The sequence below is a fragment of the Streptomyces mirabilis genome (assembly GCF_039503195.1).
GTDB lineage: Bacteria > Actinomycetota > Actinomycetes > Streptomycetales > Streptomycetaceae > Streptomyces > Streptomyces mirabilis_D.
The window spans coordinates 10,281,017-10,305,459 of record NZ_JBCJKP010000001.1 but is presented as its reverse complement, the minus strand read 5'-3'; the positions used below and the strand labels follow the sequence as shown (position 1 = coordinate 10,305,459).

At 70.9% G+C, this 24,443-nt stretch carries 25 protein-coding genes and 3 pseudogenes; 12 read left to right on the top strand and 16 right to left on the bottom strand.

The window, feature by feature from the left end:
• Nucleotides 1-11 precede the first annotated feature (11 nt).
• The 4 genes from AAFF41_RS46855 to AAFF41_RS46840 are packed head-to-tail and all read right to left on the bottom strand — an operon-like array spanning nucleotide 12 to nucleotide 3,232.
• Nucleotides 12-434 (bottom strand): ATP synthase subunit C, encoded by a 423-nt coding sequence (locus AAFF41_RS46855; RefSeq protein ID WP_266639527.1) that lies wholly within the window; start codon nucleotides 432-434, stop codon nucleotides 12-14.
• Nucleotides 431-1,852: a V-type ATPase 116kDa subunit family protein gene (locus AAFF41_RS46850; RefSeq protein WP_343325983.1), complete on the bottom strand. Its 1,422-nt coding sequence runs from the start codon at nucleotides 1,850-1,852 to the stop codon at nucleotides 431-433. The genes AAFF41_RS46855 and AAFF41_RS46850 overlap by 4 nt, the downstream gene beginning before the upstream one ends.
• Entirely contained in the window at nucleotides 1,839-2,747 is a 909-nt protein-coding gene (locus AAFF41_RS46845; protein WP_343325982.1) for a hypothetical protein, read from the bottom strand. The genes AAFF41_RS46850 and AAFF41_RS46845 overlap by 14 nt, the downstream gene beginning before the upstream one ends.
• Before the next feature lie 5 nt (nucleotides 2,748-2,752).
• Nucleotides 2,753-3,232 carry a hypothetical protein gene (locus AAFF41_RS46840; protein WP_319749889.1) on the bottom strand — a complete coding sequence of 160 codons (480 nt, stop codon included), beginning with the start codon at nucleotides 3,230-3,232 and terminating at the stop codon, nucleotides 2,753-2,755.
• A gap of 182 nt (nucleotides 3,233-3,414) precedes the next feature.
• On the opposite strand from AAFF41_RS46840, the gene AAFF41_RS46835 reads away from it, so the two are divergent.
• The gene (locus AAFF41_RS46835; protein WP_319749890.1) at nucleotides 3,415-4,260 is read left to right on the top strand and encodes a CBS domain-containing protein; all 846 of its coding nucleotides are present in this window, start codon (nucleotides 3,415-3,417) and stop codon (nucleotides 4,258-4,260) included.
• Nucleotides 4,261-4,278: 18 nt separating this feature from the next.
• Complete coding sequence (locus tag AAFF41_RS46830; protein WP_319749891.1) at nucleotides 4,279-5,430, top strand: site-2 protease family protein; 1,152 nt, start codon at nucleotides 4,279-4,281, stop codon at nucleotides 5,428-5,430.
• Here AAFF41_RS46830 and AAFF41_RS46825 read toward each other — a convergent pair.
• Entirely contained in the window at nucleotides 5,415-6,326 is a 912-nt protein-coding gene (locus AAFF41_RS46825; RefSeq protein WP_343325981.1) for a universal stress protein, read from the bottom strand. The two genes, AAFF41_RS46830 and AAFF41_RS46825, sit on opposite strands and share 16 nt — an antisense overlap.
• A 256-nt stretch (nucleotides 6,327-6,582) precedes the next feature.
• Nucleotides 6,583-6,759, bottom strand: a complete 177-nt coding sequence (locus AAFF41_RS46820) for a hypothetical protein (protein WP_319749895.1) — start codon at nucleotides 6,757-6,759, stop codon at nucleotides 6,583-6,585.
• A 499-nt stretch (nucleotides 6,760-7,258) separates the two neighbouring features.
• Between AAFF41_RS46820 and AAFF41_RS46815 the strand changes: the two genes are divergently transcribed.
• A complete protein-coding gene (locus AAFF41_RS46815) occupies nucleotides 7,259-8,056 on the top strand; it encodes a hypothetical protein (RefSeq protein ID WP_343325980.1) in 798 nt (265 codons plus the stop codon).
• Between the two features lie 61 nt (nucleotides 8,057-8,117).
• Nucleotides 8,118-8,222 (top strand): annotated as a pseudogene (locus AAFF41_RS46810) (IS5/IS1182 family transposase); the annotation flags it as partial.
• Nucleotides 8,223-8,605: 383 nt separating this feature from the next.
• On the opposite strand, the gene AAFF41_RS46805 reads toward AAFF41_RS46810, so the two are convergent.
• Both AAFF41_RS46805 and AAFF41_RS46800 read right to left on the bottom strand, forming a co-directional pair.
• Entirely contained in the window at nucleotides 8,606-9,103 is a 498-nt protein-coding gene (locus tag AAFF41_RS46805) for a CBS domain-containing protein (protein ID WP_319749899.1), read from the bottom strand.
• 16 nt (nucleotides 9,104-9,119) lie between these two features.
• Entirely contained in the window at nucleotides 9,120-9,407 is a 288-nt protein-coding gene (locus tag AAFF41_RS46800; protein ID WP_319749974.1) for an SHOCT domain-containing protein, read from the bottom strand.
• Between the two features lie 186 nt (nucleotides 9,408-9,593).
• Here AAFF41_RS46800 and AAFF41_RS46795 point away from each other — a divergent pair, with 186 nt between their 5' ends.
• From AAFF41_RS46795 to AAFF41_RS46785, 3 genes are all read left to right on the top strand, one after another.
• Entirely contained in the window at nucleotides 9,594-9,719 is a 126-nt protein-coding gene (locus AAFF41_RS46795) for a hypothetical protein (RefSeq protein WP_319749902.1), read from the top strand.
• Between the two features lie 857 nt (nucleotides 9,720-10,576).
• A complete protein-coding gene (locus AAFF41_RS46790; protein WP_054232075.1) occupies nucleotides 10,577-11,035 on the top strand; it encodes a Crp/Fnr family transcriptional regulator in 459 nt (152 codons plus the stop codon).
• Between the two features lie 26 nt (nucleotides 11,036-11,061).
• Entirely contained in the window at nucleotides 11,062-11,712 is a 651-nt protein-coding gene (locus AAFF41_RS46785; protein ID WP_343325979.1) for a CBS domain-containing protein, read from the top strand.
• Nucleotides 11,713-11,798: 86 nt separating this feature from the next.
• Here AAFF41_RS46785 and AAFF41_RS46780 read toward each other — a convergent pair whose 3' ends face one another.
• The 3 genes from AAFF41_RS46780 to AAFF41_RS46770 form a co-directional block, all read right to left on the bottom strand.
• A complete protein-coding gene (locus tag AAFF41_RS46780) occupies nucleotides 11,799-12,401 on the bottom strand; it encodes an Rv1733c family protein (RefSeq protein WP_319749906.1) in 603 nt (200 codons plus the stop codon).
• A gap of 35 nt (nucleotides 12,402-12,436) precedes the next feature.
• Nucleotides 12,437-13,141: a CBS domain-containing protein gene (locus tag AAFF41_RS46775; protein WP_060896549.1), complete on the bottom strand. Its 705-nt coding sequence runs from the start codon at nucleotides 13,139-13,141 to the stop codon at nucleotides 12,437-12,439.
• Nucleotides 13,142-13,323: 182 nt separating this feature from the next.
• Nucleotides 13,324-15,042 (bottom strand): sensor histidine kinase, encoded by a 1,719-nt coding sequence (locus AAFF41_RS46770; protein ID WP_343325978.1) that lies wholly within the window; start codon nucleotides 15,040-15,042, stop codon nucleotides 13,324-13,326.
• Nucleotides 15,043-15,234: 192 nt separating this feature from the next.
• On the opposite strand from AAFF41_RS46770, the pseudogene AAFF41_RS46765 reads away from it, so the two are divergent.
• A pseudogene (locus AAFF41_RS46765) lies at nucleotides 15,235-15,449 on the top strand (putative PEP-binding protein); the annotation flags it as partial.
• 245 nt (nucleotides 15,450-15,694) lie between these two features.
• On the opposite strand, the gene AAFF41_RS46760 reads toward AAFF41_RS46765, so the two are convergent.
• Nucleotides 15,695-16,567, bottom strand: a complete 873-nt coding sequence (locus AAFF41_RS46760; protein ID WP_319749908.1) for a universal stress protein — start codon at nucleotides 16,565-16,567, stop codon at nucleotides 15,695-15,697.
• A gap of 70 nt (nucleotides 16,568-16,637) precedes the next feature.
• Nucleotides 16,638-17,537 (bottom strand): universal stress protein, encoded by a 900-nt coding sequence (locus tag AAFF41_RS46755; RefSeq protein WP_319749911.1) that lies wholly within the window; start codon nucleotides 17,535-17,537, stop codon nucleotides 16,638-16,640.
• A 284-nt stretch (nucleotides 17,538-17,821) separates the two neighbouring features.
• Between AAFF41_RS46755 and AAFF41_RS51975 the strand changes: the two are divergent.
• The 3 genes and pseudogenes from AAFF41_RS51975 to AAFF41_RS46740 form a co-directional block, all read left to right on the top strand.
• Nucleotides 17,822-17,914, top strand: a pseudogene (locus AAFF41_RS51975) (hypothetical protein); the annotation flags it as partial.
• A 157-nt stretch (nucleotides 17,915-18,071) separates the two neighbouring features.
• On the top strand, nucleotides 18,072-18,323 hold the full coding sequence (locus AAFF41_RS46745) for a hypothetical protein (protein WP_343326504.1): 252 nt from the start codon (nucleotides 18,072-18,074) through the stop codon (nucleotides 18,321-18,323).
• Between the two features lie 151 nt (nucleotides 18,324-18,474).
• Entirely contained in the window at nucleotides 18,475-19,167 is a 693-nt protein-coding gene (locus tag AAFF41_RS46740; protein ID WP_319749912.1) for a CBS domain-containing protein, read from the top strand.
• A 29-nt stretch (nucleotides 19,168-19,196) separates the two neighbouring features.
• Here AAFF41_RS46740 and AAFF41_RS46735 read toward each other — a convergent pair whose 3' ends face one another.
• Together AAFF41_RS46735 and AAFF41_RS46730 are read right to left on the bottom strand one after the other, a co-directional pair.
• Nucleotides 19,197-21,614: a SpoIIE family protein phosphatase gene (locus AAFF41_RS46735; protein WP_343325977.1), complete on the bottom strand. Its 2,418-nt coding sequence runs from the start codon at nucleotides 21,612-21,614 to the stop codon at nucleotides 19,197-19,199.
• A gap of 659 nt (nucleotides 21,615-22,273) precedes the next feature.
• Nucleotides 22,274-23,146, bottom strand: coding sequence for a CBS domain-containing protein (locus AAFF41_RS46730; protein WP_343325976.1), 873 nt, complete (start codon nucleotides 23,144-23,146; stop codon nucleotides 22,274-22,276).
• Between the two features lie 166 nt (nucleotides 23,147-23,312).
• On the opposite strand from AAFF41_RS46730, the gene AAFF41_RS46725 reads away from it, so the two are divergent.
• Nucleotides 23,313-23,939, top strand: coding sequence for a V-type ATP synthase subunit D (locus AAFF41_RS46725; protein WP_343325975.1), 627 nt, complete (start codon nucleotides 23,313-23,315; stop codon nucleotides 23,937-23,939).
• A gap of 63 nt (nucleotides 23,940-24,002) precedes the next feature.
• Here AAFF41_RS46725 and AAFF41_RS46720 read toward each other — a convergent pair whose 3' ends face one another.
• Nucleotides 24,003-24,425 carry an Hsp20/alpha crystallin family protein gene (locus tag AAFF41_RS46720; RefSeq protein WP_319749916.1) on the bottom strand — a complete coding sequence of 141 codons (423 nt, stop codon included), beginning with the start codon at nucleotides 24,423-24,425 and terminating at the stop codon, nucleotides 24,003-24,005.
• Between the last annotated feature and the right edge of the window lie 18 nt (nucleotides 24,426-24,443).

The window sequence follows — 24,443 nt, the reverse complement described above, 5'->3', positions numbered from 1 at the left end:
GCGTCCCACGGTCACGCCTTCCCGATGAGGATGATCGCGACGACGAGGCCGTAGATGGCGATGCCCTCCGCGAGTCCGACGATGACCATCGCCCGTCCGAACAGCTCGGGCCGTTCGCTCAGGGCCGCCAGCGCGGCTGCTCCGGTGTAGGCGACCGCTATGGCCGCGCCGATCGACGCCCCGGCCACCGCGATCGCGGCCCCGATCAGGGCCGCCGAGCCGGAACCCGAGGTCTGGGCGGCGGCCTGGCTGCCCGATGCCTGGGCGGGGGCGCCGCTCAGGGTCACGGTCAGCAGCGCCAGTGCGCCGACGAGCAGCGCCGCGTCGGCGCCGACGAGCAGCCGGACGGCGGCCCGGCCGCGCCGCTGCAGCAGCAGGCGCGTGCCGAGGAAGGCCGCCACGACGACGGGCAGGGCGATGAGCCAGGCGATCACGACGCCACCTCCGTGTGCGGTACGGGTGTGTGCTGCACGGGAACCTGCCAGGGACGGAACGGGCGGCCCTGGGTCTCGAAGACCCGGGAGAACAGTTCGTAGAACTCGAGCCGCAGCGCCTGCACCCCGGCCACCAGCGCCTCCAGCGCGAAGGCGAGGGCATTGCCGACGGTGAAGACGAGCACGGCCATGAGCAGTGCCACCGGTCCCCTGTCGGCCAGCCCTGTCGTGCCGTGCCACACGATCTCGCCCAGCGCGGCATGGGTGAGCCCGAAGGCCGCCAACCGTGCGAAGGAGACCACGTTCGAGCCGATGCGCACCACGATGTCGAAGAGCTGGACGCCGGTCTGTGCGGCCCCGCCGACCCCGCCCGCCGAGGCCGTGAACAGTCCTGAGCCCGCCAGCGCGAGACCGGTGAGCGCGAGCGCGGCGCCTCCCAGCGCGTAGGCGGCGCGGCCCAGGTGGGCACCGGCGACGAGCAGGGCGAGACCGAGGAAGAGCGCAGCACCGGCGATGCCCGACGCGGCATACAGGGCGTTCGCGGGGCCGCCCTCCCGCCAGCGGTTCACGGTCCCCACTCCATACGACAGCGCCAGGAGTACGGCGCCGAGCGCGACCGCGGCGGCGAGCAGCCGCATCGGCTGGTCCAGCGGGTTCAGCCAGAGCACCGGAAGCACGCCCGTCGGACCGAAGAACTCCCCGTACGCGATGCCCGCCAGCGTGCTGGCCAGCCCGGCTCCGGCCACGAACGGCCACAGCCGCCGCAGCGGCGCGAGCCGGCGGGGTCGGCCGAGACAGAGCAGCAGGGCGGCGAGGAGCAACAGCGCCCCATGTCCCGCGTCACCGAACATCACGCCGAACATCACCACGTAGACGATCCCCGCGGGCAGGGTCGGATCGACGTCCGCGTAGGGAACCGTCCCGTAGGTGCGCACCAGCGGGGCGAAGGAGCGACGCACCGGTCCGGCGAAGCGCAGCAGCGTCGGAGGGTCGGTACCGCCGGGGGTCGGCAGCGGCACCAGGACGCCTCCGATGTCGGTGAGCCGTGCGGCTGTGGGGTGCACCTCGGCGGCCGGGCACCAGCCTGCGAGGGCCGCCACGGTCCCGCGTCGTACCGCGCCGGCGATCCGTTCCTCCAGCTGTGCCTCGCCCGCCAGCAGGTCGGCACGACCGGCCTCTTCAAGAGCGTCGAGGTCCGGCGGGGCCGCGCACAGAACGGCGTCGGCAGCCTGGGGGCGCAGTCGCCGAAGACGGCGGGCGGCCGGACCCGGTGCCGCGTGTGCCGGGTCGTCGATCCGGTCGATCTCGACATTGCCCGCCTCGGCGATGCGGACCAGCACGTCGCGAAAAGTCGCCTGCGGCGCGACGATCGCGACGCGCTGCATACGGACCGGCCGCGCGACCTCAGGCCGGGGCATCCAGGACCTCCAGCGATCCGCCGCCACGCGCGGCCAGTTCGAGAGCGGCCCGTACCCGCCACGCGTCGGCCGAGAGCACGGCGACAGCGCCCACGACCGGCGAGGAATCGAGGCCGGAGCCGTGGAGCAGCTCAAGGCCCTCCTGCCGCAACCGCGACCACCACCGGATCTCCGCCCGCCACAGATCCGCGGGGGTGCCGATGCCGTCCACCGCCCAGCGCGCCGCGCCCGGCAGGTGCCGCAGGAACTCGGCGAACGAGGCCGCCCCCACGGCCTTGGAACCCAGTACCCGGGCGGCGCGGTGTGCGGTCGGCAGCGTCAAGGTGCGGTCGGCGAGGAATACTTCGCGGCCCACCAGCAGGGCGGCCCGGCCGGCCGCCCAGCGCGTCGCGGGCGGCACCGCCGCCGCGGTACGCCCGGCAGCGGCGATCCGTATGCCGATGGCGACGGCGGCCGGGGAGTCGCCTCCCGGGTCGCCCCACGCGGAGCCGGCCATGGCGGCGCGCAGCTCGGCCGGCGAGCCGGTGCGGGACAGCCTCGGCCACGCGGTCGCCAACGCGCCCAGTCCGTAGGCGCGCCGCGCGGGCGGAGAGGGGGTCGCGCCCGACAGCGCGCGTGCGTGGTCGTCCACGTTGGCGATCTCGAATCCGGAGGCGAGGTGCCGGACGGCGGTGGCGCCCGCGCGAGGCTGCCATCCGGCGAGCACCCGCAGATGCCACAGAAGGGTCGCCGACACCGCCCGCTGGGCGTCGGCCAGGTCGGCCGCCGAGCCGAGATCGTGCCCGTACGCCGTGGCACCGAGGTACCTCAGCGCGTCGTCGAGTGTCGCGGCGCCGGCCACATCCTGGGCCCCGGCGCCCAGACACCTGGACAGCATGGCCCTGGACCGCGTCACGCCCGCTACCCAGCCGGCGCCCATGGTGGCGGACCCCCTTCCTGGCGCTCGTCGTCCGGGGCCGTCAATTCCTTGTCCAGAGCGTCCACGAGACGGTCCACGAGTGCGGGCGTGCGGAGCTCAATCCGGCGCCGCAGGGCAGCGGTGTCGCGCGCGGCGGCCGCGAGCAGCTCCGTGGCCTCGGCTTTGGTGGCGTCGCGCACCAGGGCGGCGCTCTGCTCCCGTACGACGGGTGCACGCGCTCGGGCCTGTTCGACGATGTCCTTCGCAGTCCGTTCGGCCGCTCGACGGCGCCGGGCCGCCTCCACGTCCGCCCGCTCCCGTACGGCCCGCGCCTCGGCCTCGGTCTCCTCCAGGAGTACGAGCGGCGGCTCCAGCTCGGCGGCGAGCTCGGCCGACCGGTCGGCGGGCACTCCTCCCGCGGCGGCCGGACCGGGCAGACCCACCGGCCGGAACCGCATCAGGAAATCCCGGAATCCCGCCACAACAGCGCTCCTACGAGTCGGTCGCGTCACTCCCAGTCCAGTGTCCACGTTAGGGAGGAACGCAGCTCGCGGAGTGGGGCCGCCCGTCCCCGACCCGGGGCCGACCGGCCCTGTGCTCAGCCGTTCCACCGGCATGAGACTGGTCCCGTAGACGTTCGGCCGGACGCTGCAGGGAGGCTGCCATGAGTGGACTCGAACGTGATTCCGTGGAGCGGCAGGCGCGGAAGGTCGTGCCCGGAGTCGGCTGGAGGCCCGGCGAGGAGAACCGTCAGGACCTGATGCTGCGCTATCTCAGCGCCGTGGCCACCGCTTCCGCGGCGCGCGCCGGCGAGCAGCCCTCGCGCCCGAAGGAGCCGCGCCCCCTCCTCGACAAGGACAGGTCGGCCCCCGCCACTCCACGTGTGCGCGAGGTGATGAGCGTGCCGGCCGTCTCCGTACCGGGCGAAACACCCTTCCTGGAGATCGTCCGGACACTGTCCCGTGAGCACCTCGGCGCCGTGCCCGTGGTCGACGCCGACGACCGGGTGATCGGCGTGGTCTCCGAGTCCGACCTGCTGGCCAAGGCGGCGGCGCAAGTGGCGGTCCCTCACCCCGGTCCGATTCGCCGGCTCCGGGAGCACCGCCTGTACGAGAAGGGCCGCGGGGAGACCGCGGCCACCCTCATGACCTCCCCGGCGATCACGGTCGCTCCCGGCACGACGGTGGCCGACGCCGCCTGGCTGGCGGCGCGTTCGCGCCTCAAGCGGCTACCGGTCGTCGATCACAAGGACCGGCTGGTGGGCGTGGTGAGCCGGATCGACCTGGTACGGGCTCTGGTGCGCGACGACACGAAGATCCGCGAGGAGATCGAGACCCGGATCATCCGGCGGGACTTCCTTCTCGATCCCGACGCCTTCGAGGTGACCGTGGAGAACGGCGTGGTCAGCGTGAGGGGCGAGGTGGACGGATCGCTCATCCCGGAGCTGCTCGAATCCATCGAGGAGATCGACGACGTGGTCGAGGTCTCCGAACATCTCACGGCGCACTGACGGAGGGCGGGGGCACCCATGAAGGGTTCGTTCCAGATCGGCCGGGTGTTCGGGGTGCCGCTGCGCATGCACTGGAGTGTGCCGCTGCTGGTGGTTCTGATCGCATACGGTCTCGGGCACGACACGCTGCCCGCGTGGCTTCCCGGCCGGTCGACCATCGTGTACACGTTCACGAGTCTGGCCGGTGCCGTGCTGCTGGTGGCGAGCCTGCTGCTGCACGAGGCCACGCACGCGGCCACCGCCCGCAGGAACAACGTCCCGGTGGAGGACGTGACCCTCTGGGCCATGGGCGGAATGACCCGCACGGGTAAGCCCGGCACCGCCCCGGTGGCGCTGGCGGTGGCCGCGAGCGGGCCCATGACCAGCCTCCTCATCGGTGGCGTCACCCTCGCCGCGGGAGCGGGCCTGCACAGCGTCTCCGGCTGGGCGGTACCTGCGGCCCTCCTCGTCTGGCTGGGCTGGGCCAACCTGCTGCTCGGTGTGCTCAACCTGCTGCCCGCCGTGCCGCTCGACGGGGGCCGCGTACTGCACGCCGCGCTGTGGTGGCGCACCGGGGAGCGCGACCGCGCCGAGCTGGCGGCCGATCGGGGCGGGCAGGTCGTCGGGATGCTGCTGATGGCCGTCGGCTGGCTGGCCTTGCTGCGCGGGGCGACCGGCGGTCTGTGGCTGGCCTTCATCGGCCTGTTCATCGCCGTCACCGCCGGCGCCGAACGACAACGGGCCGTCCTCACCACGGTGCTGCGCGGAGTGCGGGTGTCCGAGGCCATGTCCAGTCCGGTGACCACGGCATCCGACTGGCTGACCGTGGACCGGTTCATCGACGAGGTCGCGCTTCGAGCCCGGCACTCGGCGATACCGTTGCTCGACCTGGACGCCCGCCCCACCGGGATCGTCCAGATGCGCACCATCGCCACCGTGCCGACCGACAGCCGGGCGACGGTGCGCGTACGCGACGTGGCCACGCCCCTGTCGCAACTCACCCTGGCCGCCCCGGACGAACTGCTCAACGACGTTCTCTCACGGGTACACACACAGGCCGCGATGCGGATCCTGGTCGTCGACGGCGGGCACCTCGTGGGGATCGTCACCCCGCACGACCTGATGCGACTGCTCCAGCAGCACACGCTGAGCGACGCCACACGGCGCTCCCTCGGTCAGCTGCCGGGGTGACTCAGGGGTGCGGCACCATCGGCGCGGTGGGGTTCGTCGTACGGGACCATCGCCACGGGACAGTACGCGTGGTGCAGCACGGCGTGGGCGACATGGCCCAAGGGCGCGCCGATCGTGTGTACGGGGCGACGAGCACCAATGACGAGCAGGTCGGCGTGGGCGGACACGTCGACGAGGGCACCGGCCACGGACGGGGCCCGTACGACGTCGACGGTCACCGTCAGGGTGGGGAATTCGTCCCGCAGAGGTGCGACGAGGCGGGCGGTGGCGCTCGCCTGCTCCTCGGCGATCTCCGTGACGTCGTCGAGCATCGGCACCATGCTCCCGGCGTACTGGTAGAACGTGTACGCACTCCACACACGCAGCGACGCCTTGCGCCGACCGGCGGCGCGAGCCGCGAAGCGGGCCGCGCCGAGGTCTCTCTCGTCGCGTACGGCGGTCACTACGACACCCGTCGGGACGGGCTCGTGCTCTCCACGGACCACGACGAGCGGAACCGTCGCGCGGGCGGCGACCCGGAGTCCGACCGAGCCCAGCAAGAGCGCCGCGAACCCACCGATCCCACGCGAACCCACGACGATCATGCCGTCCGACCCTGCTTCGCCGAGCAGGGCCCGGGCCGCCGAGTCCCGGCTGAGGGTGGAGGTGACGCCCAGTCCGGGCACCTGACCGACGGCCTGCACGACCGCTTCGTCCAGAATGTCCTGTCCGGCTTCGCGCACCAGCCGGGCCGCGTAGTCGGGCCGGTGCCCACCCGGAGCGTCGAGGGCGGTGGCGTGCACGATGTGCAGGTCTGCGCCCCTGGCAGCGGCTTCGACAGCGGCCCAACGGACCGCGCGTGCGCCGGTGTCGGATCCGTCCGCCCCTACGACGATCGGCCCGCGTACGTCAACCATGATCCCTCCTGGGCGCCAGGTCATTCCACCCTGACACCGCCTGCGGCCGGCCGCACGCTCGCCGAGATCACGCTCCCCGCGGGCGCCGTCATCGCCACGGTCGTCCGCGACGGACAGCCCAACGACACGACCCCCCTAGACGTGGCTGCAGCCCGGCGACGAACTCCTCGCCGTCTCCCACGCCGCCACCGAACAGGAGATCCACGCCGCCTTCCGGTGACGGCCTGCTTCTTACCCGCACGCCGATCATGACCGCTCAGTCCTCCCGGGACTGCGGTTGGCCGCCATGAACGCCGATCCCTGCGGGTGAACCGGACTCTTCCGCCGCCGAGTTGGCGCTCCAGTACGGTGCTCTGATGAGCAGAGCGAGGATCTCCGTGTCCTTGTCCTGGTCACTCATCAGGAGCAGGCGCAGCACGGCGAACGCGTTCATCACGGACAGGTAGGCCCATCACAGCAGCATGATCGGCCATCATGCCGCGGCGAACGCCATCCGTGTGACAGGGCCCTCTTCGGGTGCCCGAGCCCCCGCGCATCCCCCCACCGCCTCCGCCACGGCGGATGAGGCTTTCGGCAGGCGCGGGGTCGTTTCGGCCTGCTGGGCAGGGGTGGCAAAGCATCTCGCCCGTCACCTGCTGGCGGCGGGGCCGGACAGTTGCGCGAGCTGGAGGGGTGGTCGCAGCTGTACGTGACCCCAACGGCAGGCCCTCGCCGTCGCGTCGTCGGCCGCCAGCGGCTCCAGTCGTCGTGGTCGTCCTCGCGCTGGTGTCCCACATCCGATGCATGGTGATGGAACTCGTGTGCCGGTCGTCGGCGGGTGTGGGCCGAACGGCCCACGACGCCGGCCACCTGCCCGCGAAAGGCTGAAAACCAGACAGTCGGCGGCCCCGGTCCGGCGTCGTCGGCAGGAACCGACCGCAGAGGTGAGGACCATGATCCGTGGACATGCACGTGTCGCCGCCGCGGCGGCCCTGGCCCTGGCGGGCGCCGTGGCCATCGGCGGGTGTGGCGGGAACAGCAGCACCTCCGTCGGTGGGCCCGCCAGTCATATGCCCGCCATCTCGGTCGGCCCCACCGTGCCGGGCGGCGGCACACCGACCGTTCCCGACGGCACTCCCTCTCCGGCCGGGCCGACCAGCGGGTGGGGACCAGACATGTGGAACGGAAATTCGGGTTCCAGCATGATGGGCGGCGGCGGGGGCTCATGGGGGCCCGGCATGATGGGCAACGGCATGATGGGCAACTGGTGGCTGCCAGGCAACGGCACCCGGGTGCAGACCCTCGACCAGGCCCGCCGGCGGGCGACGGCGTTCGCCGACCGGCTCGGCCTCCGGGTCGGCGAGATCATGCAGTTCTCCCGCAACTTCTACGCCGAACTGCGGACCACCGACGGCCACCCGGCCACCGAGGCCCTGGTCAACCCCGCCGACGGCGCCGTACAGATCGAGTACGGGCCCGCGATGATGTGGAATACCGACTACGGCATGCACTACGGCAGCCGAAGCCAGGCCCGGATCTCGGCCACACAGGCCCGGAGCATCGCCCAGCAGTGGCTCCGCGACCACGGCAACACACTGACCGCGGGCGACCCGGAGCCCTACCCCGGCTACTACACCCTGCACACCATGCGGGACGGGAAGATCACTGGCATGCTGTCGGTCAATGCCGCCAACGGCCAGGTCTGGTACCACACCTGGCACGGCACCTACGTCGCCACCAGCCAGCGGTAATAACCCTGGAGGCTGTGGCTGCGGCAGGCAACTCCCCCACAAGCAAGGGAAGTTGATCCAGGTTCATCTCGCCGCGCACCGCGAGTGCCGTCCGTTGGCGCTCGTCCTGACCGCAGGACAGGCCGCCGACAGCCCGCAGTTCGTTCCCGTGTTGCACAAGGTGCGCGGCAAGGAGGTCATGGACGCCTCCACTTGAAGGAGGCCCCGCTCGGCAGGTTCCCGTGGAGGGCTGACGCAGCGAAGTCTGTCCGCCTGTCGGCCGTCCGTGGTTCCAGTTTCACCCAGGAGCCTCACTCTTGCGAAGGACTCAGCAGCCCCGACCGATCGGCGGCGGTGACCCTGGACTTGACGCGCACCACGGCACAGTACGACGCTCGGCGCAGCAAGGGCAGGCGGCCGGCACCGCGTTCGTCTTGCCGAACTGCTCTCGGCACTGACTACAAGCAGACGTCCCATCCAGCCCCCACGAGGACGATCAACGCCTGCCCTCTGCGCGCGCAGCCCACCGAAACACCGGGAGAAACCTCTGAAGGGAATCGGCGCGCACCTTCAAGGGATGGGAATACCGTGTTCCCGCTCCCTTCGACGAGGTGGCAGCCCGGGCAGCGTAGGCCGTGCGTGCGGCGTCTCCTGCGCCGACTCAGTGTGCTCGTGCAGACCAGCAGCGGCGGCCACGAAGTCCTGCGCCGTGAGCAGGCCGGTCAGGCGGCCTTGCGGGTCGGTGACCGGCAGCGCGTCCAGGTGTTCCTCCGTCATCACGGCTGCAGCGCGGAGCGTCGACTCCTCCGGATGGACCGTGACCGTGCGGCGCCGGTGCACGAGGTCGCGCACCGTCCGGCAGGACAACGCCACCGCGGGGTCCGCGCAGGCGACGGCGAGCTCGGCGCGGTCCAGCACACCGGCGCAGCAGCCGTCCTGGCGGACCACCGGCAGATGACGCTGCCCGGACCGCTCCACCACCTCCCAGGCCAACAGCAGCGTCTCGTCCTCGCTGATCGAATACGGTGCCTCGTTCATCAGGGCACCCACAGACAGCCTCTCGTCCACGACTGCCTCCTTCCGGTCAGCGTTGGCTGGGCCGGGGCCCGCATCCAGTGGTCTCGCGCAAAACGGTCAGACGGCGGTGGTACTCGTCCTCGTCGATCTCTCCCCGGGCGAAGCGTTCTGCCAGGAACTGCTCGGGCGACGGCCCCGGAGGCCGGGCATCGGAACGGTCACCGCTCCTTCCCGGCTTCGCCAGGGCGCGGTACAGGAGGACGCCGAAGGTGATAATCAGGGCCCAGAAGAGGATCGTGCCGGCGGACATGGCGAACCAGCCCCATCCGCCGACATTGTGGTCGTACCAGAACATCACGGTGACTCATCTCCCTCCAGGGCACCGCGAGCCAGGGGCCGGTGCCTGCGGCTTTCACAGTGTCTGGTTCTCACGTTCGCCCAGACCGTGCAGCACGTCATGAGCCGGTGAGGCCAATGCAAGGGACCGATGGGCCCTCATCGCCGAGAGGGGGATGAACAGGATCTGCCGCCCGGGGAGCACGTGAGCCGCAAGTGGCAGCTCGGCCGGGCGGGCAAGGGTGCTCGTTACCGAGGACGATCACGGAGCGCCCGCGTCCGGCTCGTCCCGCGCCACGCCCACGACCCGTATCTGCGCCGGCTGCGCTGACCCGGTCCCCACAGTTCGAAGGAGGCCGGCCGTGTGGCCCCACACTCCTCGCGGCCCCGGTCCTCAGGACCTACGGACGCCGTCGGGGCGGCCTCTGCCCGCTGAGTGTTCCGCAGGATTAGGGCCGAACGGCACTGTTGCACCGGCGGTAGAACGTGATGTGCTGGTGGTGGCGGGAAGGACCCGTTGGAGACGCGGAGAAGCGGCCCGCAGCCGCGCACCGCGCAATCCGGATCCGCGAGAAGCGGATGGCCCTTCCCGTCTCGTCATGCCGTGGCCGCGTCGGTCGCTCCCCGTGCCGCGGCGACCCGGTGCCGGACGATCCCGTCCTCGCGCCGTGTGACGAGGACATCCCCCGCGGCGGCGACAGACGGTGACAGCCCTGGTCCGGACAAGGTGCCGGCGACCTCGACGGCGTATCGCTCCGGGCCGGTTGGCGGGCGTCCCATTCCAGACGGTGGATGCGGCCGGGGTGACTCGGGTGGCGGTGCACCGCCTCCAGAACCACCGTCAGCTCGGTGCGGTTCCACGGCCTGGTCAGCCGCCCGGATCGAGGTCGCACTCCGCAAGGACGGTGCCGGGTGGGAAGGGCTTCTTCAGCGCCCGCCCGCGCGGGCGGGAGAGTGGCGGGAAAGTACCGCCCGTCCGACACTTGCGTCGTGCGGGAACGGGTCGCCGACCGCGCTGCTCGTGGAGACGCTCATGGTCACTTCCCTCCAGGAGGGTGCCTCCAGCGTGCGGGGCGGCGATGCCGGCTCGCAGGGGCCGAAGGGCCCCGATCGGATCCGAGCGGCCTGTGGTGGCGGGGCCTGTCCGCGTTCACTCTGGAAGCAGACACCATGAAGGGAACCGGTGTGATGACTTCCGCCACCACCATGACCACGGCCTTGCGTACCGAGCACCGCGACCGCCTGATGCGCCTTGCCCGCGAGGTCTCCTTCGATGCGGGCAGTCGCCTGTTCGAGGAGGGTCGGCGCGCCGATCGCTTCTGGATCGTGCGGACCGGCACCGTCGCCCTCGACCTGTACGTGCCCGGCCGCCGTCCCGCTGTCATCGAGTCGCTCGGTCACGGCGAGCTGGTCGGCTGGTCCTGGCATTTCCCGCCGTACCTCTGGCAGCTGGGCGCCGAGGCGATGAGCCCGGTGCGGGCCTGGGAGTTCGACGCCGAGGCGGTCCGGGCGATGTGCGCCGAGGACGCCGAGTTCGGCCGGGCGATCGCGGTCTGGGTCGGCCGTGTGGTCGCCCAGCGGCTGCACGCCTCCCGGGTTCGGTTGCTCGACCTCTACGCTCCCTACGGCAGCCGTGGCCTGACGTGACCGACCGGCCTCAGAAGGAGGACAGCATGGACAGCAGCCCGCACCTGGTGAGTGACGTGATGACACGTGCCGTCGTCGCGGTGGGCCGCAAGGCACTGTTCAAGGACGTCGTCGAGCGCATGGAACAGTGGCAGGTCAGCGCCCTTCCCGTGCTGGAGGGCGACGGCCGGGTGATCGGAGTGGTTTCCGAGGCCGACCTGCTGCCCAAGGAGGAGTTCCGGGACAGCGACCCGGACCGGTTCACCCAGCTGCAACGGCTGTCCGACCTGGCCAAGGCCGGGGCGGTGAGCGCGGAGGAGCTGATGAGCACCCCGGCCGTGACCGTCCACGCCGACGCCACGCTCGCCGAGGCCGCACGCATCATGGCCATGCGACATGTGAAACGTCTGCCCGTCGTGAACGCCGAGGGCGTTCTGGAAGGCGTCGTCAGCCGCGGGGACCTGCTCAAGGTGTTTCTGCGCCCGGACAACCATCTCGCCGACGAGATCCGGCGCGACATCGTGGACGTCCTCTTCCCCGCCCCGGTCGAGCCCGTGCACATCATGGTCACCGAAGGCGTCGCGACCCTGACCGGACGAGTTACGGACGCCGCCCGCATTCCGCTTGCCGTCCGTCTCGTGCGGGGCGTCGAGGGAGTGGTGGGCGTGGACTGCCGGCTCACTGCCGCCGACGGGTAGCACCCGCGTCACCCTCGCGACGAGAACAGCTGCCCTGGCAGTCGAGGTTGTGGGCGGCCGGCCTGTTGTGCGTACGGGCTCGGCGTTCAGCCTTTGCCCCCGCTCAGGTTCCCCCACCGAGGTCCGACCTGCTTCCATTCCTGGTCCCATGCGGCCATGCGCCGCCGGACGAGCCGGCTGCGAACCACCCATCCAGCGCTCCAGACCGCGGCGCCCGCCGAGGGTGCCACCAGGACTCCGGTCAGGGCCGCCTGCAGGGTGGCCGCCGCACCCGTGACGGGTGCGGACACCACGCGACCCGTATGGTCCGTCCATACGGTGATCCGAGTGCCGGCCGGAGCACCGGGGAGCACCTTCGCCCGGTCGGTGTGCACGGCCCCGTCCGCTGTCGTCCAGCGCACGACCGCCCATACCCGGCCGTCGTCGTATCCGCTCCCGCCGAGCGCCGTCCTCGCCGCGTCGTCGGTGAGGACGGCGGACACGGCGTGGACCTGAGCCTGCCGCGCGGCGAACGCCGAGTCCGTCGCCTGGGCCGCGGCCGCGCCCGCCAGGGTCCCGCCGGAAAGGGCACAGATCCAGGTGACGAGCACGATCCACGCTTCGACGACATCGCTGTGCCGTCGGAGCGGGTTGCGCCGCCAGCGCCACAGCCGTACGGGTTTCACCGTCATGGGAGGTGTCTGCGTCATGGTCACCGCCTCCTCTCACCGGACGTCGGCCGCCGTCAGGTGGAGGCCGACGTCCGGCGCGTGTCCGGCAGGTCAGGGACGGGGTCCGGATGGCTCGCCGGACCGGTCAGCGCGCACTGCACGTCCACCACGCCCTCGACGCCCCGCACCAGCAGGGCGGCGAGCGGGACGAGCGCGGTGTCGTGCACCAGGCCCGAGAGCGTCACGACACCGTCGCGCACCTCGACCCGAAGCGCTTCGGCGTGTGTACCGAAGAGCGGTTCGACGACCTCGCGCCGGACCTCCTCGGCGATGTCCTCGTCATCCCGCAGGAACACCTTCAGCAGGTCGGAGCGGCTGACGATCCCCTTGAGCACGCCATCGTGCCCGACGACCGGCAGCCGCTTGACCCCATGGCGTGCCATGATGCGCGCGGCGCGGGCGAGGGTGGCGTCGGGTGTCACGGTGACGGCTGGGCCGGTCATCAGCTCGCCGGCTGTCACCGCGCCGGCCTTGTACACATCGGCGGGATGCTGCAGTCGGCCATACCGGTCGAGATCACTTCGCCGGTACTCCTCCTTGGGCAGCATGTCGGCCTCGGAGACGACACCGACGACGCGTCCGGCGTCATCCAGCACGGGAAGGGCACTGACCCGCCACTCCCGTATGGTCTTCACGATGTCCTTGAAGGTCGCTCCCGTGCGCAGGGCGACGACCCGGCGGGTCATCACGTCGCCCACCACAGTCGCAGCGCCGTCCATGGCGTCCTCCCTTGGTTTCGGATGCCGTCCTACGACACCTTCAGCCTGAAGCAAGGGACACGTTCACGGCATGGGCCGAGTGGCCCGTCTTCCCGGTCCCTGTCACGGGACCGACCGGGGTTGCGGTGCGGTCGGTGACGCTGTCGTGCGAGGGGTGTCCGCGCAGTTCCGGAAGGCAATTGCTACGCGACGGGCAGCGGAACCCACCAGGCCAGCAACGTGCCGCCCCTGTCGGGGCTGCTCACCTCGAACCGGCCACCCAGCTGCTCCGCTCGCTCGGCCATGTTGCGCAGTCCACTGCGGTGTCCGCCGGGCGTGATTCCCACACCGTCGTCCGAGACTGTCAAAGACGCCTCGTGGCCGTCAGTCGTCAGGACCACTTGGGCCCGGCCTGCGTGGGCGTGCCGTGCGATGTTGGTGAGGGCCTCGGAGAGTACGGCCATCACCTGGTCGGCGGTCTCACGTGGCACATCGGTGTCGACGAGGCCTTCCATGCGCACGCTGGGAGTGAAACCCAGTATCGGGCTCGCCTCGCCCACCGCGCGGACGACGCGGGCCCGCAGCCCGCTGCGGGCCGTGCCCTCACGCGCCCGCAAGCCGAAGATCGTCGATCTGATGATCTTGATTGTCTCGTCCAGGTCGTCGACGGCTCGCAGCACCCGTCCGGCCGCCTCGGGGTGCTCGATGAATCGGCCCGCGCTCTGCAGCGTCATCCCGGTTGCGAACAATCGCTGGATGGCAAGGTCGTGCAGGTCCCGGGCGATCCGGTCGCGGTCCTCGAGTACCGCGATCTGCTCGGCGTCCTGTCGGCGCTCGGCCAGTTCCATCGCGATCGCGGCCTGCGCGGCAAAGCCCTGCAGCATCTCGGTCTCCCTCTCCGAGTACGTCGGCCGACCCGTCTCCCGCGCCAGCAGGACCACGCCCCGAACACCGCCTTCCCCGGTACCGATGGGGACGGCAACGGCAGGGCCGAGTCCGCCGAAGCGTGGAGGCTCCGGGCAGATCCGCGGATCCCGGGTGACGTCGTCGCTGGCGATCGGAGCATGTGCGGAGTAGGCCAGTCCCATCAGGGATTCGTGCATGGGCAGCACCAGCCCGCGGTGTTCCTCCGCGTCGACACCCACGGCGATCTCCACGGTGAGCGACTTGGTGTCCTCCATCGGCATCGCGACCGCCGCCAGTGCAGAGCCCGAGATCGTCCGGGCACGTTCCGCGATCAGGCCGAGAGCCTCGACCCGCCCGCTGCCGGACATCAGCAGGTGGGTGATCTCCGCGTTGGCCCGCAGCCAGCGCTCGCGCAGCCGGGATTCTTCGTAGAGGCGGGCGTTGTCGATGGCCACGCCGGCCGCCACGGCAAGTGTGGAGAGCAGCGACTCGTCCTCCTCGTCGAACTGCAGCCCGCCGCGTTTCTCAGTCAGGTACAAGTTGCCGAAGGCCTGGCCGCGGACTCGGATCGGGACTCCGAGGAAGCTGTTCATCGGCGGGTGGTCGGGCGGGAAGCCGTACGAGGCCGGGTGCTGGGAGATCTTCTCCAAACGGAGCGGCTCCGGGTGGCGGATCAGTTCGCCTAGGATGCCGTGGCCCTGCGGGAAGGGCCCGACTTCGGCGATCTGCTGCTCGGTCACACCGACGGTGTGGAAGGCCGACAAGGTTGTGCCGTCGGGGCTGATGACGCCCAGAGCTGCGTATTCGGCGTTCACGAGCAGTGCGGCCGCCTCCACGATGGAGTGCAGCGCGTGCTCCAGTTCCAGCTCCCGGCCGACGGAGAGCACCGCCACGAGCAGGGTGTGCACGCGGTCGCGGGTGCCGCGGGCCGCGTCGATCCGGGCCTGCAGTTCCTCCAGCAGCTCGGCGAGCTTAAGCTGCGGCAGTCTTACGCGGGGCTGCTCGGGGCATGCCACACCGTTCCTCCTGGTCCCCTCGGCAAGCCGACCCGGAACCATCGGATCGCTTCGTTTCCACGGTATCGGTCCCCGGTGGAAGGCGGTATTCCGAGAAGTTGGTCAGCCCTCCCTCGAAGGCGCCGCGCACATCACATGGCTCAGGCTGACCTGGGGCCGCTCGGCCCGCTCGCAGGCCCGACGGCACCTCCCCGACGGCCCTGTTCCGGCGTCCTTGAGGCGATGGACGGGCTGCCGGTCACCATCCGGCTCGACGCGGTGAACCGGATACGCGAGGAGAACCCCGTGCTCGGCCTGCGCGGCGTACGGCTCGGGCTCGTGATGCCGACCTGGTCGCGATGCAGGTGAGGTGGCCGCCGAAGCGGTGGCCGAGAACACGGGGGTCACCGCGCGCAGAGATCATGGTGGGCGCCGCTTGTGGGCGCTATGGAGGACTCTTTGGCTGTGCCGGGCACGAAACCGGACCCTCACCCAGCAGGGGAGACTTCGACTGCTCGGCGGCAGCCCGGGTTTCCGGCGCATATTGCGCGCAAAGAATCCGGGCTTCATTTCACCGTGGCGTTCATCTGCCTTCCGGCCCGTGTTCTCGTCCTCGGACAGATCTACCGCGTGGGCGCGGACCGGGACGGGATGGTGAGTGTCCTGGTCGAGGTCAGGCAGGTTCCGGTACGACGGCCACCGGGCACGCGGCGTGGTGCAGTACTCCGTGGGTGACGCGGCCGAGCTGGAGGCCGAAGTGGCCGTGGCGGCGCCGTGCGCCGACCACCAGCAGATCGGCCTCGCGAGAAGCGGCCAGGAGGGCGTCGCGGGCGTGGGCCTCGACCGTGCGCCGTTGTACCTCCAAGCCCTCCGGTACGTCGCGCAGCGCCTCTTCCAGCGCTTCCACGGCCTGCTGCTCGGACAGGTGGGCCGGTTCGCCGACGATCAGCGGGTGGCCGGTGGTCTCGTGCACGGGCCGACGCCAGGCCCGTACGGCCTCCAGCGGGACGCCGCGCAACAGGGCCTCTTCGGTGGCGAACCGCACAGCGGCTGTACCCGCCGGCTTCTCACCGACTCCCAGGAGGATGCGGCCGCGCACTCCCGAGCGTGCCTGGTTGTCGTGGCTGCCGCGCAACACGATGACCGGACAGTGCGCGTGCCCCGCCACCATGACGCTGACGGAGCCCAGGAGCGTCTCGGTCAAGCCGCTGCGACCACGGCACCCCACCACCACGGCGAGGGCCGTCCGGCTCTCCCTCACGAGCGCGTACTCCGGCTCCTCGGGGAGCAGATCTGTGGTGACCTTCACGCCCGGCTGTCGGCGCCGGGCCCGGCGCTCGGCGGTGTCGACGATGTCCTGCGCCATCACCTCCTCCGACGGCTTGCCCAGGTCATGCGCGAGGCAGGCGCCTTCGTAGCGCTCCCACAACGACGCGTACACCAACCGGAGTCCGGCTCCGCGCAGGGCGGCCTCGTCGGCCGCCCAGTCCACCGCCCTCAGACTCGGCTCGGAACCATCGATGCCTACGATGATCGGAAGGTCCATGCTGCTCACCGTCCCACGGTTGGGTAGAGCCCGGCGACTGCGCTTGGGTTCTCCGGTTCGGAGTGCCGCGTCAGCCGTGCGCTACGACCGCGACGGGAGTAGTGATGTGGTGCAGGGCGGCATGGGTGACATGGCCGATGTGAGCACCGAGGGAACCGGTGCGGATACGACGGCCGACGACGGCCAGGGAGGCGTCGCGGGCGGCGTTGACGAGCACCTGCGCGGCACTGCCGCACCGGCTCGCCTCGATCACCTCGACGCCCGGGAACTTCTGCCGCCAAGGAAGCAGCACCTCGGTCAGGGCGGCGGCATGCTTGCGCTCGAGCGAGTCGTAGAGTTCGGCGTCGCCGGGGAAGCGGTAGAAGGAGGTGGGTGGCTCGGGCCAGCCGTACACCGCCCGCAGTGGCGCCTCCCGGCGCGTGGCGGCGTCGAAGGCGAACTCCAGCAGGATGTCGTCCGGGTGATCGATGTCGAGGCCGAGCACCACGGGCCTGAAGGGCGTCGCAGTGGACGGCACGCCCGCCCGATCCATCGCGTGCTCGTCGGCGGCCTGTTCGCCCGCCCGCACCAGCACCACTGGTCGTTCCGCGCGGGCCACGACGGCCAGGCTCACCGATCCGACCATGAACCCACCGATCCCGCCGAGCCCCCGCGAGCCCAGCGCCAGCAGGTCGGCGAAGCCCGCCGCCTCGCACAGGATGTCGGCCACGGTTCCCGTGAGCTGCTCGGTGATCACCTCGATGCCGGGGTGCCGGAGACGGATGCCTTCTGCGGCGTCGACCGGTAGCCGCTCGGTCCAGCGCTGGTGGGTCTCGTCGTCCGGCAGCGGGTCCACGTGCTTGGGCAGTGGCTCACGGACGTGCACGATCTTCAGCGGCAGACCGCGCAGCAGCGCTTCGCGCGCCGCCCACTCGGCGGCGGCCCGGCTCTCGGTCGATCCGTCGAGACCTACGGTGACGGTTCGGGACATGGTCTCCACCTCCGGGTAAGCATTCGATTCCAGCGTGGTGACGCGGTCGTGGCCAGGTCAGGGGCCAGACGTCCCTGAACGGGACCAACCGACCTACTGGCCCGGAACCGCGGGGCGGCGGAGCCCTGCACTCACTGGGCGTGCCAGCTCCTGAGAGCGAACGGCGGAGCACGACGCATGGCCGAGGGCTCGGGCGGACGGATGCCGAGGAGTGCGTCCCCGAAACCCCGGCTCGGCGACCTGTTCGTCCGGACTGGTTCAGGGGCGGCCTGATCTCGGGCGTGATGGTGGCCCCTTACCTCGTACCCCAGGTCATGGCCTGCGCGGGCGTGGCCGGTCTGCCACCCGTCGTCGGGCTTCTGGCGATCCTTCCGGCGCTTGCTCTGTATGGGCTGTTCGGCACGTCACGTCTGCTGTCCTTCGGTACGGAGTCCACTACGGGTAACGGCCACGGTGGTCGGCCCGCTCACCCGGCGGCGATCCCGAGCACTGCGACTCGCTGCCCCCCGCTTCACCGTGAGGCTGGTGTGCCTGGTGGCCCGAGCCGTCCGTCTGGGCCTTCTCGCGCGCCCGGCCACCGTGGCCCTGTCGGCCACCACGGAGGTGTTCCTCATGGCCGTGTTCGACCTACAGACCGAGCCGGTCCGCCGGCTCGTCCTGAACACCGAGGCCACCGTCGAGGTGCACATCCCGGACGCCGTCGACGACCTGCAGGCGTACGTTCTCCTCGACTCCGTGGGTACGGACCGCGTCGTCCCGACCCTGCCGACCGCGGTCGCCGCGTAGGAGGCCTGGTCCGCGACCGGTGACCTCCCGTGCCAGGCCGGCGGGAGGCCGAATGGCCCGGTCGGGGGCCGAGAGGCCCCTGCCCGGCCCCTGCGGACTGGCACACGCTGGTAGTGGCAGGACGGCTCACCGGCGAGCATAGGACGTCATCATGTACGGCACCCGACACATCGTCAGCGATGTCATGACCCACACGGTCGCCACCGTCGGCCGGTGGGCCTCGTTCAAGGACATGATGGGGATGATGCAGGACCGGCAGGTCAGCGCCCTGCCTGTACTCGAGGGCGAGGGCCGGGTCATCGGTGTGGTGTCCGAGGCAGACCTGCTGCCCACGGAGGAACTGCGGGACAGCCCCGAGAAAGGCTACGCACTGCTGCGCCCCGCCGAGGTGGCGAAGGCCGGCGCGCTGACCGCCGGGGAACTGATGTCCTCGCCTGCAATCACCGTCCAGGCGAACGCCACTCTGGCCGAAGCCGCGCGAATCATGGCTCACGAGAAGGTCAAGCGGCTGCCCGTAGTCGACGAGGCCGGTCTGCTGCAGGGCGTGATCAGCCGTGCCGACCTGCTCAAGGTCTTCCTGCGCAAGGACGAGGACATCGCCGAGGAGGTCCGCCGCGAAATCGTGGCGTACCTCTTCCCGCCACCGGCCTCCAGCATCCACGTGGACGTGCACGACGGAGTGGCCACGCTGACAGGGAGGGTCCGCGACACGTCCCTGGTACCCGTGGCCGCGCGTCTGGTACGGGCCGTCGAGGGCGTGGTGGACGTGGAGTTCGACCTCACCCACGGCAAGGGTCCGCGTGAGACCCCGGGGCAGTCGGTCAGAAGTTCGAGGGCACCTTGACAGGGTGACTCATTCTGGTCGGCGGATGATCAGATGTCCGGGGTGACAGGTGCGGCATCGCCCGGGTGCGCGGGCAGCGACTGTTCGGTCCAGATGGTTTTGCCGCGGCCGGTGTGGCGGGTGCCCCAGCGTTGGGTGAGCTGAGCGATGAGCAGGAGTCCGCGTCCACCCTCGTCGGTAGTCCGCGGGTGGCGCAGGTGGGGGGCGGCGCTACTGGCGTCGGTGACCTCGCAGATCAGTGTGCGGTCCCGAATGAGTCGTAGTTGGACGGTGCCTGGGGCGTACCGGATGGCGTTGGTGACCAGCTCGCTGACGATCAACTCTGTTGTGCATGTGAGGTCGGAGAGTCCCCAGCTGGTGAGCTGGCGGTCGGCGAGGGTGCGGGCGGTGGCCACGATCGCGGGATCACTGGGGAAGGTCCAGGAGGCGACCTGGTCGTCGCGCAGTACGGAGGTCCGGGCGAGCAGGAGGACAACGTTCTCCGCGGCTCGCCCGGACAACTGCGCGTAGATCACCGCGTCGCAGGCCTCCCGCGTGGATGCATCCTGCTGGGCCAGTATGTGTCCCAGGCGTGCGATGCCCGTGTCATCGTCCGGTGACCCGCGCACGAGTCCTTTGGTGTAGAGGGCGATCAGGGTCCCTTCGGACAGGTCTTCCTCCCAGGCCTCGAAAGGTAGCCCGTTGCCACCCAGCGGCGGTCCGGCGGGCGCGTCGGCCGGCGCCACGTGCCCGTCGGGATGGGCGAGAAGTGGGGACGGATGCCCGGCACGAGCGACGACGAGTCGACGACTCACCGGGTCGTAGACCGCGTAGGCGCACGAGGCGGTGGTGGGCTGACCGTCCAGTGGGTCGTTGGCGGCAGCCGCACGGCTCTCCTCGGCGAGCCGGACCATCAGGTCGTCCAGGTGGGCCAGCACCTCGTCGGGAGCAAGGTCCAGAGCCGCCAGGGTGTGGGTCGCAGCGCGCAGCCTGCCCATGGCGGCCACGGCACGCATGCCGTGCCCGGCCACGTCCCCGACCGCCAGTGCGATCCGTGCGCCGGACAGTGGGATGGCGTCATACCAGGGGACGTCGTGCCACGGGCCGCCGATGCGTCCCGGCAGATAGCTGAATGCGACGTCGACGGCGTTCTGGTCGGGCAGCCGGACCGGCAGCAGGCTGTTCTGCAGGACGAGGGCGGCGGTGCGCTCGCGTGTGTAGCGGCGGGCGTTGTCCAGGCCCAGGGCGGTGTGCGCGGCGAGTTCACCGACGGTGGTCAAGTCGTCTTCGTCGAAGGGCTCGGACGTCGCGGAGCGGTAGAAGCTGGCCACGCCGAGCACGACGCCGCGGGCGGCGAGTGGCACGACCATCATGGAGTGCACCCGCGCGGCTCGTATGCGGTCCGCTCGGACCGGATCGTGTGCCAGCCATGTGTCGTCGTCGTTGACCTTCCGGATCAGGCGAGGCCGCAGATCGGCCAGGCATTGAGTGAGCGGTGTCGGGAAGCCGTAGGACGCCTTCTCGCCGGTGGCGTAGGCGGGCTGAAGGCCGGAGGTCTCGGTCGAGTGGAACGCGGTGCGCCGGAACGTGACCTCGGAGGGTACCGGTCCGGGTTCGGGCGCCTCGCCCTGGTAGACGGAGTCGAGTACGTCCACGCTGACGGCGTCGGCCACGCGGCCCACCACGGTCTCGGCCAGCTCCTCCGCGGTACGGGTGATGTCCAGGGTCGAGCCGATGTGCATGCTGGCGTCGTTGAGGAGCTCGACGCGCGCCCGGTACCGGAAACGTTCCGTGACGTCTATCGCCAGGCTTGCCACGCCCAGGGGATCTCCGGCGCGATTGCGCAGCCGGAAGGCCGACATGGAGTACAGGTGCTCCCTGTGAGGGTCGGCAGGCGGATAGCCCGGCTGGACGAAGTCGATGACTGGCTCTCCGGTGCTCAGGACGTGCCGCAGCAAGTGCTCGACGGTGTCAGTCACCAGGGTGGGGGCGACCTCGCGCCCCGGTCTGCCGATGACATCCTCGGCACGCACGTCGCGCATACCGGGCGAGGCGGTGTTGAACCGCACCACGCGCAGGTCGGTGTCGAGGACGTGCAGTCCGATCGGCGACTCGGTCACCAGCGCGTCCAGCACCGCCCGGTCGAAGTCGCCCGGATCCGCACCGCGCGCGGTGGCGAGGAACACCGCCCAGGTCACCGGTCCCTCGGGGCCGATGTGCGGGCACATCCACCACTCGGCGTCGACCGGTAGGCCGGACCGGTCCCGCAGGCGTACTCGAATGCCCCCGTTGACCAGCGGCGCCTGCGGAAGGCCTCCCTCCTCGTCCGGCTTCGGCCGGATCAGGAGCGACGACAGCGGTTGACCCACCATCTCCTCGGGCCGGTGACCGAGCAGCCTCTCGGCCTCCGCGTTCCACTCGGTGATCACCCCGCGGGCGTCCAAGAGGACCCTGGCATGCAAGGTCACCGGCGCGTCATCGCCCGGTTTCTTGCCTGAAGCAGCCATCGAACAACCCTCTCGGCTCCCGGAGGACCGCTGCCCGTTCAGCAGGGCACCGCACCACCGCGGATCAGACCGGGTCGGTGCCACTCCTCCAGAGTGACAGGCGACCGCACCGCGCGACATCTCGACTCCGACACCGGGAACGGCGACCCGTCCACCCCATGCCGGCCGATCCCGCCGCCGGAGGCACTGCTCTGGCCGTGGCCGCGATGTGCAGTTGGTCGACTCATGGCCACCGGCCCTCTCCACACCTGGGGCACGACCGGTACGGCCTCGCCCGCAGTGTCACGTTCGGGCACCGGGGCAGCGGATGGGCCGACCGAGTCGCGGCCAACGGTGTGATCGCCCACCGCATCCACCTGGATGTGGGCCGGGGCCGCTGGTACCTGACCACCTCGCCGCCCGGCGCCTGGCCGACCGGACCGGCATCGCCATCATCGCCGTGGACCCCGCCACAGAACCCGATCCGGGTGTTCCTGCTGGACGACCATGAGGTCGTACGACGCGTGGCCGACCCGCTGGACGCCGAACCGGACATCACCGCCCCTCACCTGGACCAGCATGGGGCCGGGGACCGCTCCGCGCATGGATCGCATCAGGGAACCCCACCAGACAACCCTGGTTCAGGCGGCGGTGAGAAGGTTCTTCACCTCGACGACGTCGGCGATGTTCTCCACCTCCGCCACCAACCGATCCGTACTGACCGGAGGCATCCGCCCTGTCAGCTCGACGATGCCGTCGTGCACGGCCACCTCAACGGTCTCCCGGTCACCCGGCGGGCAGCAAGCCTCGATCCTGGCCTCGACCTCCGCCCGTATCCCTGCGTCGTCCCTGATGAGGGCCTGCAGCAGCGCGTTGCGGCGTACGACGCCGACCAGGTGGCCCTCGCGGTCGGTGACCGGGATCCGCTTCAGCCGGGACAGCGCGGCAAGCCAGGCGGCCTCGGCGACGGTCGCTCCCGGCAGCACCGTGATCGCCGGGCTCGTCATCAGGTCGGCCGCCCTCTCACCGCGGGCCTTGCTCTGCAATCGCCGCTCACGCAGTCTGCCGATGTGTCCGGGCCGGTGACCGGAGGCCTCGAAGGCGACCTTCGCAAGCAGATCGTTCTCCGAGACAACGCCGACCACGTGGTCGTCGGTATCCACAACGGGGACGGCGCCGACCTGCTCACGCGCCAGGAGACGGGCGATGTCGCGGTACGGCAGGTCGTCGCGCAGGGAGGCGGCGGGTACGTCCATCACGTCGCGCACCAAAGGCATCTCGTCTTCGGGCGGCGAGGACGGTTGCGGGGGCGACGCGGCCGACGGCACGGGGCGGCCGGTGGCATCTGCCGGGGCCTGCTCTTCGGCGCGTGCATATGCAGCCGCAGCCGTGGCCACGGCACCCAGGTAGCGAATCAGCATGTCCTGTCGTTCCGCCTCGCCGGGGCTCCAAGGGCGGGAGGGCCGGTCCCGCCGAGCCTCGACCTCCGCGGAGAAGTTCTCGTGCCTGTTCACTGCGGCCTCCGGAATCCGTCGAATTGCCTGCACTTCCAGTCTTTCGCTCTGGCCATCCTTGCCAAGAGCCGAACGGCCCTGGTGGAACGGCGTGACGGCCCCATCCGGTGCGGTGCGGAACGAGAACGTGAGACTGAGGGAGCAGCCGACCGGCAGGACGTCGCCGATGCGTCTGCGGGACTTCCTGAAGCGGTTCCGTCCGGCGGAAACACCGGGAGCGTCCGCCACCGGCGTATCCGCCGACCGTACGGCGGAACATGCCGCGGAGCTGGAGCCCGCTCTCGCGCAGCTGACGGATGTGCGGCAGGAGGCGGCACCGATCCGGGCCGCAGCGGACGAGGCGGCCAAGGCCGTGCACAGGATGCGGCGCAGGAGGCTTGCAGAACTCGTGGCGGCCACCCGGGAGCCCGAGATTCGCCGACGGGCTGCGGGCCAGGCCTCTATCGAGGTCCAGTGGGACACGCTGATGGGTGTGCGCCATCCCGCAGCCGTGGTCCGGACCGACCCCGCCCGCTCACCCGCGGAACCGACACCCTCCAATACGGCGCTCGCGCACGCCGAGACGGCCTACCGTGCCACGATCCGCGCCGCAGCGGAACACACCGCCCGCAAGGCAGCCGCCGAACTGCTCGCCTCCGAGGCCGCACGGACCCGGCAGCGGGTCCGTGCCCTGCGCCGCCACTGGATACCTCGGCTGCGACGTGAACTGGCGGCAATGGAACTGGCGTTGGATGGAGCCGAGTACGAGGAGGCGGTACGACGTCGCTGGGCGGCCGCGCACGGAGCCCGCTGACGGCAACACGCGGCGCGCCGATGGCGGGCCCGTAGTGGGGCCCGCCACACGCAGCCGCCGCTGTCAGCTGCCGCGCTGGATCTCGACGTGCTTGGCCGACGGCTTCTCGGCACCCATGCCCACGCTGACCGTGAGCATGCCGTCGGTGTAGTCAGCCTTGACGTCGTCCTCATCAGCGCCGGGCGGCAGCGTCACGCTGCGGCTCATCACGCCGTACCGGATCTCCCTGTGGTTCTTGTCCACTTCCCGTTCGTTGCGTTCGGCCTGGACCGTCAGCACCCCGTCGCTGATGAAGACGTCGATGTTCTCGGGCGACATGCCCGGAAGCTCCGCCCGCACCACGAAACGGCCGTCCTCCATGTAGTCCTCGATGCGAACCGTGTACAGCTCGCCCATCGTGGGCATCGCGAACCGGGCGGGAAGGCTCTCGAACCAGTCCGGGATCTCCGGGAACGGGAGCCTCTGCCCGCGCTTCAGTGTGGCCATCGCGGTACCTCCTCGGTG

Excerpts from the sequence above, each read along its gene's own strand:
- AAFF41_RS46850 (WP_343325983.1), bottom strand. The coding sequence starts at position 1,852 with ATGCCCCGGCCTGAGGTCGCGCGGCCGGTCCGTATGCAGCGCGTCGCG.
- AAFF41_RS46835 (WP_319749890.1), top strand. The coding sequence starts at position 3,415 with ATGAGTGGACTCGAACGTGATTCCGTGGAGCGGCAGGCGCGGAAGGTC.
- AAFF41_RS46830 (WP_319749891.1), top strand. The coding sequence starts at position 4,279 with ATGAAGGGTTCGTTCCAGATCGGCCGGGTGTTCGGGGTGCCGCTGCGC.
- AAFF41_RS46825 (WP_343325981.1), bottom strand. The coding sequence starts at position 6,326 with ATGGTTGACGTACGCGGGCCGATCGTCGTAGGGGCGGACGGATCCGAC.
- AAFF41_RS46820 (WP_319749895.1), bottom strand. The coding sequence starts at position 6,759 with ATGAACGCGTTCGCCGTGCTGCGCCTGCTCCTGATGAGTGACCAGGAC.
- AAFF41_RS46815 (WP_343325980.1), top strand. The coding sequence starts at position 7,259 with ATGATCCGTGGACATGCACGTGTCGCCGCCGCGGCGGCCCTGGCCCTG.
- AAFF41_RS46800 (WP_319749974.1), bottom strand. The coding sequence starts at position 9,407 with ATGTTCTGGTACGACCACAATGTCGGCGGATGGGGCTGGTTCGCCATG.
- AAFF41_RS46790 (WP_054232075.1), top strand. The coding sequence starts at position 10,577 with ATGACTTCCGCCACCACCATGACCACGGCCTTGCGTACCGAGCACCGC.
- AAFF41_RS46785 (WP_343325979.1), top strand. The coding sequence starts at position 11,062 with ATGGACAGCAGCCCGCACCTGGTGAGTGACGTGATGACACGTGCCGTC.
- AAFF41_RS46780 (WP_319749906.1), bottom strand. The coding sequence starts at position 12,401 with ATGACGCAGACACCTCCCATGACGGTGAAACCCGTACGGCTGTGGCGC.
- AAFF41_RS46775 (WP_060896549.1), bottom strand. The coding sequence starts at position 13,141 with ATGGACGGCGCTGCGACTGTGGTGGGCGACGTGATGACCCGCCGGGTC.
- AAFF41_RS46760 (WP_319749908.1), bottom strand. The coding sequence starts at position 16,567 with ATGGACCTTCCGATCATCGTAGGCATCGATGGTTCCGAGCCGAGTCTG.
- AAFF41_RS46755 (WP_319749911.1), bottom strand. The coding sequence starts at position 17,537 with ATGTCCCGAACCGTCACCGTAGGTCTCGACGGATCGACCGAGAGCCGG.
- AAFF41_RS46740 (WP_319749912.1), top strand. The coding sequence starts at position 18,475 with ATGTACGGCACCCGACACATCGTCAGCGATGTCATGACCCACACGGTC.
- AAFF41_RS46725 (WP_343325975.1), top strand. The coding sequence starts at position 23,313 with ATGCGTCTGCGGGACTTCCTGAAGCGGTTCCGTCCGGCGGAAACACCG.
- AAFF41_RS46720 (WP_319749916.1), bottom strand. The coding sequence starts at position 24,425 with ATGGCCACACTGAAGCGCGGGCAGAGGCTCCCGTTCCCGGAGATCCCG.